This window comes from Promicromonospora kroppenstedtii DSM 19349 (assembly GCF_000515355.1).
GTDB lineage: Bacteria > Actinomycetota > Actinomycetes > Actinomycetales > Cellulomonadaceae > Promicromonospora > Promicromonospora kroppenstedtii.
Genome location: NZ_KI911746.1, coordinates 11077 through 13442, shown reverse-complemented (window position 1 = coordinate 13442; position 2366 = coordinate 11077). Strand labels below are relative to the sequence as shown.

The following is a 2366-nucleotide window of genomic DNA, read 5'->3' as shown; positions in this document are numbered from 1 at the left end:
CGCCGGCGTCGCCGTCCGCGGCCGCCGCGAACACCGCGGGCGCGTCGATCGCGTCCACGGGGAGGGCGCCCAGCGCACTGTCGGCGGGCAGGTCGCCGGACTCGCGAGCCTCGCGGCCCCAGGTGCGGGCGAGATAGCCGATGCCGTGCGGGCTGCCGACGCCGACGACGTAGTCGAGCAGCCGCATCTCACCGGCACCCCCGTAGCTGCCGCGCACCAGGGCGCCGTCCACCACGATGCCGGCGCCGAACCGCTCCCCGGACAGCAGCGCCGCGAACGACCGGGCGTCGCGCCCGGCCCCGAGCGCGCGCTCGGCGTGCGCGGCGAGATTGGCGTCGTTCTCGACGGTCGTGTGCCAGCCGCGCTCCCGGAAGTGCGCGGCGAAACCCGGGTTCATGCGCGCCCAGAACTTGTTCTGCCCCGGCGGCGAGGCGCCGTCGAGGTCGGTCTGTGCCGGTACGCCGACCGCGACCGCCAGGACCCGCGCCGGATCGACGCCACCCGAGGCGAGCGCCTCGTCGATCGTCGTGTCGGTGAGGGCGAGCCGGTCGGCCGCGTTGTCGTGCTCCGGGTCGATCGGGTGCTCCTGCCGCCCCACCTCGGCGCCGCGCAGGTCGCAGACCGTGGCGAGCACGCGGTGCTGGCCGGCGTCGACCCCGACCACGTATCCGGCGTCGGCCCTCAGCCGGTAGAGACGGGCGGGCCGGCCCTTGCCGGCGGCCTCGGGCACGCGCGCGACCTCGTGCATCCAGCCGAGCTCGATCAGCTCGGCGCAGCGGCTGATCACGGTGGAGCGCGTGAGCCCGGTGGCATCCATCGCCTCGGTGGCGGTGAAGACGTCGTGGTCCCAGGCGAACTCGAGCACGCCCACGGTGTTGATGCGTCTCAGCAGTCCGGGCGACGACCCGCTCTGGGGTGCTCGACTCACGCTTGACCTTTCGTGCTCGACGTTGGAGGCTCTCACCAGGGCATTAAATCTAATGCTCGCATAAAATGGCCGACAGCCCGCAGCATGCCCGACGAGCAAAGGATCCAGCACGTGACCAGCACCCTCAACGAGCAGCAGCTCCTCGTCGACGACCCCACCTGGTGGCGGCAGGCCACCGTCTACCAGATCTACCCGCGCAGCTTCGCCGACGCGAACGGCGACGGGATCGGCGACCTGCGCGGCATCATCTCGCGCGTGCCCTACTTGCAGAGGCTCGGCGTCGACGCCGTCTGGCTCAGCCCCTTCTACCCGTCGGCCCTGGCCGACGGCGGGTACGACGTCGCCGACTACCGCGACGTGGACCCGCGCATCGGCACGTTGGACGAGTTCGACCAGATGGTCGAGGCGCTGCACGGCGCCGGCATCCGCGTGATCGTCGACATCGTGCCCAACCACTCCTCCGACCTGCACGTCTGGTTCCAGCAGGCGCTGGCCGCGGCGCCCGGCAGCCCCGAGCGGCAGCGGTACATCTTCCGCGACGGCCTGGGTCCCGACGGCTCGCAGCCGCCGGCCGACTGGACCAGCATCTTCGGCGGGCCGTCCTGGACGCGCGTGCCCGACGGCCAGTGGTACCTGCACCTGTTCGCCAAGGAGCAGCCGGACTTCAACTGGGACAACCCCGAGGTCCGCGAGGACTTCCACCAGACCCTGCGGTTCTGGTCGGACCGGGGCGTGGACGGGTTCCGCATCGACGTGGCGCACGGCCTGACCAAGGACCTCGCGGAGAACCTGCCGTCGCAGGCCGAGCTGGACGCCATCACCGAGCCCGGCGCGCACCCCCTGTGGGACCGCGACGAGGTGCACGAGATCTACGCGGGGTGGCGCAAGGTCTTCGACGAGTACACGCCTCCGCGCATCGCCGTGGCCGAGGCCTGGGTCGACACGCCTCGCCGGCCCCGGTACGCGAGCGCCGACGGCCTGGGGCAGGCGTTCAACTTCGACCTGCTGGAGGCCGACTTCGACGCGGCCCAGTTCACGAAGATCATCGCTGACAACCTGGCGCTGTCCGCGGCGTCCGGCTCGTCGACGACGTGGGTGTTCTCCAACCACGACGTCGTGCGGCACGCCACCCGCTACGCCCTGCCGCCGCGCAACGGCAAGCCGGGCAAGCAGGGCCAGGACTGGCTGCTGTCGGGCGGCACCGAGCCCGTGGCCGACGTCGAGCTCGGCCTGCGCCGGGCGCGGGCCGCGACGCTGCTCATGCTGGGCCTGCCGGGCAGCGCGTACCTGTACCAGGGCGAGGAGCTGGGCCTGCCCGAGGTCGCCGACATCCCCGCGGAGCAGCACCAGGACCCGGCGTACTTCCGGAATCCGGGCGTGGACCCGGGCCGCGACGGCTGCCGCGTGCCGCTGCCGTGGACGCGCGCGGGCGAGTCGT

Annotated in this window: 2 protein-coding genes; one reads left to right on the top strand and one right to left on the bottom strand. The window is 72.6% G+C overall.

Annotation, left to right across the window (positions count from 1 at the left end; translation table 11 throughout):
- Window positions 1-928: ROK family transcriptional regulator (locus PROKR_RS25275; RefSeq protein ID WP_157602666.1), on the bottom strand; the 928-nt coding region annotated here is incomplete at its 3' end.
- A 111-nt stretch (window positions 929-1039) separates the two neighbouring features.
- Between PROKR_RS25275 and PROKR_RS25270 the strand changes: the two genes are divergently transcribed.
- A partial coding sequence (locus tag PROKR_RS25270; protein ID WP_211240237.1) for a glycoside hydrolase family 13 protein occupies window positions 1040-2366 on the top strand: 1327 nt, incomplete at its 3' end.